The following is a 5,709-nucleotide window of genomic DNA, read 5'->3' as shown; positions in this document are numbered from 1 at the left end:
CAATGTGATTTTCACTGGCTGTAGGTGCGACAGGCAACGGATTGCTAGAGCTAACCTCTGTGCCGCCAACAGATATGCCTGTTCCGCCTTCACTCGCTTTAAAGCTATTAGTTACCACATCATAATACTGATTAGGAATAATCTGACCATTCCCATCTACCAATAATCTTGCTGTTTGCGCTGTCATATATACCTCTCTTGGTTGCTTGAATTTAACAAGCTAGTTAGTTGAATTGTAACATCAATCACATTTCAGGACGTTCGTTTTTCATCCAGTCCATACCTTTAGGTATGCTTTCACGCGCATCAAAGGTTTGGTCTTTCTTGTTGGCGTTTTTGGATAATGTGTTTAGGTTAATAAACACGGGATATTTTGGCCTAGAAGTATTCCACTCTTGCACCTTCTTCATTAAGTTTTGTACTTCGGCTTGGTCATTATCCATCATGGCCGCTATTATCTTCTGCTTAAAGTTAGTGGTCATATATGCCTGTATAGACTTATCCTTCCACTCTAAAGACTTGGTGCGCGATAAATCTGCCATGCGCTTAGGTGTCGCGTCAATTGCTTTAACCAGCCCCTCATCCCATGTTGTGTCAAACAGCTTATTGCCTTTGCTGTCTGTGACTTCATCAGTTGCCGCCATTTTACCACCAGTAATTAAACTTGTTACCGAGCGAGGTAAAAGCGTTAATGCGGCCATTCCCACATTACCACGCGCAATAAACTGGCTTGCATCGTAACCCTTCTCAATCAATCCACCTGTTGCCCCTGCAATACTTGCAAACTCGTTTATTCGGCCTTGTGCGCTAAGTGTTGGGTTTAGTGCATTGCTTAGTGGTAATAAATCACCCATGCTTGTACGGGATTGAGTATCAACACCAAGTACGCTAAATACATAGTGATTTAACACGCCATTAAAGATAGGGTCGGCCAAGTCTTTGCCAAGCACTAAACGCGCTTCACGTTCAATGTTGACAGGATTGCCCAAAAATGCTGCCGTTGTCTCTGATACGTCTAAGAAGTCTTTCATAAATGGCAAGCCCAAGACACCCGATAACGAGGCCAACATTGCCAACATTAAGAACACCGCTTTTTTGCCTTCATCACCTGATTCGGCTTTCTTGCGCCACATTCTCACCATTTGCTCAACGTAGTTAATGCCATACTGCTTAAAGGTCATCAAGGGCGCACCCACCGAGGTATTCGCCCAATTGCTGCGGTTAGCCTTGTTGTACACGCCTTGTGTTTGTGAAATAGAGTCCACGGCAAAATCATACGCTGTTGCAAAACCGTGTTTCTTTAACCATGCCGCGCCTTTTTTGTTGGCAACATCAATCGAGGCTATAAATACGGCTTTACGGTTAAAGGATTCTGTTACTTGAGCAATTGAACCCATTAAGTGTGATGCAACCGAAGTCCAACTATTGCTTAATCCTGTTTTGCCACGCTCAACACCGCTCAACATAAACACGTTTTGAGGGTCAACATGGCCTTCACGGACGGCACGATTGTATTCAGCTTCATAGCCTTTAGGTGCATGGCCATTTTTCATAGCTGCACCTGCAATGCCCGAACCTTTGATAATGGCATCAAACGCATCTTTAATCGGTACATATTGCGATAGGTGCGGTAAGGTCTGTAAGTAGGGCTGTGTCATGTTTAGCAAGCCAAAGAATATCGAGCCGCCTAAGTTCCACAAGAATAAAATGTTGCGTAATTGGGCAAAGTTTTCTTTAGGATTAAAGACGTTCTCTTTCATAACAATAGCTTGGTCTTTTACCGACTTACCGCTTGTAATATCTTGAATGGATTTTTCAATCTGTGCCGCATAGATGTTTTTGGCTGACATACGCGCATTGCTCATTACAAACGAAGCAACTACACGCTGTATATCATCACTAAACCCTGCTGTACCTTTACGCTTAATCATGCGAGTCATGGCACTACGCGCAGGTATCGCTAGTTTTAGATAGTGCTGATACGCTGCATCTTTGTCCATGCCTGTTTCTCTAGCAAATAATGCCATAGTCTCAGGTGTCATGCCTGCAAACTGCTTAAACTCCTCCTTGCTAATCATATCGGTTTCTAGTTTTACCGTTTTGCCGTAACGCGCAACAATGGCATTGGCTGCTCTTGCTTGTTCTGCTTTGGTCTCAAACATAAAGAATGATTGAACCTTGTCATCTTGGCCACGAACAGTAAGCGTATATTCGCCAAAACGCATTAACGGGGCATAACCCTGTTCAAGTAGCGTATCAAGGCGTTTTTCAACATCATTAAGCGATTTTAAGGCTTCTTTTGTGGTGTCAATTTGTGCTTTTAGTGCCAATGCTTTTTTAAGCTCTATCTTTTGCTCTTTAGTTAGCCCTTCTTTTTCGCCAGTCTTAAAGGCTTTTTTAACCATCTTGTCACTGTCAAGAATGGCCTCAAGCTCATTGTTTAGTCCACCAATGCGAGACTCCACCAAGTCACGAACAGATTGTGCAAACTGTTCAACAGGTAGATTTTTATCCATCAAGGATTCAACCGTGTGCCAGTTGATAGCTTCTGCTGCCAAAAGTTTACGCACCATTTCCGACTTGGCGGTATTCTTTAAGCTAACCTCGATGGCATCACGCGCTTCTTTGTATATTTTGCGTTGGTCACGAGACAATGCCTTGAGAATGTCCTCCTCGCTTCTCAATTCATTATTAAGCGTTTCATCAAAAATCACTTCGGCTACTGCGGCTCTGTCTGTTTTTTGTTTGATGTAGGTTGCTGGCCATGCCTTTTTAAATTCTTTCTTTAAGTCGCTCCATGTTTCTAATTGACCTAACAAATTAGGTGCTGCTTGCAATGCGGCATAAGCATCAACCGAGACGTGTTGTAAGTAGCGTTGTGCCATGTCATAGACTTTTTTGAAGTCAGGTAACTGCAAGGCGGTATTTTGTTGGGTGCTAATGGTACGGTGATAAAGGCTTAACTCTGTTTTAGAAACAATGTTGGCTACATCACCGCTAGGCAATCTACGCCCTGCTAAAAAGTGGTCTATTTTGCCCGATATAGGCTTGGGCAGGCTGTTTTTAGCATCGTTGGCTGCGGATTTAATGCCTTCGGTAATAGGGTTTTTAGACTGTCTACTGTATTTTTCATTGCTTGTTTTGGTCTTGTTTGCGCCATCATGATTAAACTTCCCAATATAGCTAAACAATTTAAGCATCTTCATGTTGTAGACGTGGTCTATATCAATCCCTTTGCCACCTTCTTTTAACTGGCTGCCACTAAGCACCATTCGCAACCCTTTTAAGATTGCCGCGTCATTTTGAAGGCCAAGCGCATTTTTTAACGTCTGAATAAGCCCGTTAATCCAGCTTCTCGCATTTTCAATCCAAGTATCTTGTCTTTTTGAACGGTTGTTCATTAAGCGTGAGGCATTTTCAGCCCAATACTCTGATGGATTAAATAAATGGTATGTATTAGAAGGGATGACTCCATCCATTGAGTTAATCGCTTTTTCGATTGCCGACATATCGCCCATAACAATGGAATGAATAATTGCGTGAAGCATGGTTTTTCTATTTGAGCCATTTTCAGCACTTTTAAATGCGCGAATTAGGTCATTTTGCCATGCCTTAATAATGCTAGATTTAATGTTTTCAGGTAAAAACTCCTCGGCATGATGAAGGACTTCATGAGCTATCGTGAGTTGACTGCCGTTAGTACGTCTGCTAATCCTGATAACCTTATCAACAACATTATAAACGCCACCTACGGCATTACCGCTTAATGTCTCGGCATCATTCTGAAAAGAGAATGACTTTAAACTATCAAAAAGGGCAGGGTTCTTTTCAGCAAAATACAATGCAAGGTCGCCATGTTCTTTGGTTATATGGCCACTATCAACTTCTGAACGAATCAGCGATTTAATGTTATCAACACCTGTTGCTGTTTTGGTTGTTGCAATGTTTTCCTGTTTTAAGTCGGCGTTGCGTTGTGCCCATACCTTATCTAATAATGGGATTAACTCATCAAATGTAGTCGCACTATTAAGAAGGTTAATCTGCTCTGTTGTTAGCCATGCTTTTTCAGCAATAGCTTTAGCAATGAAGTTATCTAAAGTAGCACTACGCGGCTTTTGCTCTGTGCGGCTAAAGCGAATATCGGGATTCGTTGGGTTAAATTCGCCTGTGTTGTCGGTGGCGGATTTGATTTGGGTTGGGTTGAATGAGGTATAAATTCGCCCAAAATCCCAGTGACTCACGAATGCGCCATCATGCCCATTTCTCTCTAGCACAGGTGTTAAATTGATCGGCATATCGTCTGATTCTGACAAATAGGCTTTCTTTACCTCGCTTACGAAGCTGCTAGTATCCTCACCTTTAACAACAAATGGGCTTTTGACATTCAAGAAAACAGAAAAAACTGAGCGACCAAAAGATTTTGCGCTTGGTTTGTCATCGGTAAAATAAAACCCCTTACTAAGCCATCCGTTTTGCTGTTTGCTAGGATCAAAGGCTGTAAACCTTCCTTTTGTCCCATGATAAACCACCAAAGGCTCGCCATTTTCATCAACAACTTTTGACGCATTGGCAGGGTCATTTTCCCAATCACCAAACCATGCCTTAAAATTATCAGTACGCACTTGCGCCCATTGCATCTCATTAAGTTTAGTAGGCTCGCCATTGGGTGCTTTCATCCATTGGTCTGTGCCTTCGTACTTCTTGCGTACCGCATTGATTTGGGATTGTGGCGTGTTTAATTGGCTAAATTGCGATACTTTAGCTTTGGTATTGTTGCTTGGCTTAGTCCCATTTCCCATTTCACGAATCATGCGCTCGGCCATGAGTTGAATATCACGCGCATCAAGCGTTTCAGACACACGTTTGCTTATGCCTTCGTTGATAGGGTTTTTGGCTTTGCGGCTAAAGCGAATATCGGGATTCGTTGGGTTAAACTCGCCATTGTTTCCTATGGCGGATTTTATTTGGGTGGGATTGAAGGCGATAATTTCAGAGCCAGCAAATACTCCATCAAACCCCGCATTCTTAACTATATCGGTAAACCATTGTCCATTATTTCCCCTGTCTGTAATATCAAGAATATCCAATTTTTTGCTATATCCATATATTTTTTTATCTTCGGGGATATTTCCAATGTTTTCAGTAATAAACTGTTTCCCATAAAAACCAATAGATTCATTTATATTTTCAAATAAATCACCAACCTCATCTAAATCTATTGCCCCTTGATAAACTCCGCCAAGTTTTTCAAATTCAGACCAAACATTATCGAATGTGTAACCGTCAGCATATAACCCAGCTAAAATACCAGCATTAGCATCTTTTTTAGATATTTCCAATGCAATCCATTTTTTATCAACAGTCTTAAACTCTTTTTTATAGCCAAACTTCTCAGCAAGTGGTTCTAAAAAAGAGTTGCTATTTTTAATTGGATTTTTAATGCTTAAAAATACTGGCAATACACTATTCCCGTATGTTTCAGCCTCTAAACTCTCAACACTAAAATATATGCCAGCTCCATAATGGCCGTCATTATTTGTATTTTTAGAGAGCTTATTAAGATTAAACACATCAAAATCAGATTTTGTCCCGTGATAAACCACCATCGGTTCGCCATTGCTATCAACAACCTGACTAGCATTTTTTGCGTCACCCTCCCAATCACCAAACCATGCCTTAAAATTATCAGTCCGTACTTGCGCCCATTGA

At 41.5% G+C, this 5,709-nt stretch carries 2 protein-coding genes; both read right to left on the bottom strand.

Annotation, left to right across the window (positions count from 1 at the left end; all coding sequences use genetic code 11):
* The coding region (locus tag Q0212_RS14860) for a hypothetical protein (RefSeq protein WP_297926946.1) at positions 1–187 on the bottom strand (187 nt) is incomplete at its 3' end.
* A 58-nt stretch (positions 188–245) separates the two neighbouring features.
* On the bottom strand, positions 246–5,709 hold a 5,464-nt coding region (locus tag Q0212_RS14855), incomplete at its 5' end, for a PLxRFG domain-containing protein (RefSeq protein ID WP_297926944.1).

The sequence above is a fragment of the uncultured Agitococcus sp. genome, assembly GCF_937920075.1.
Lineage (GTDB): Bacteria > Pseudomonadota > Gammaproteobacteria > Pseudomonadales > Moraxellaceae > Agitococcus.
This window is presented reverse-complemented; position numbering and strand designations above follow the sequence as displayed.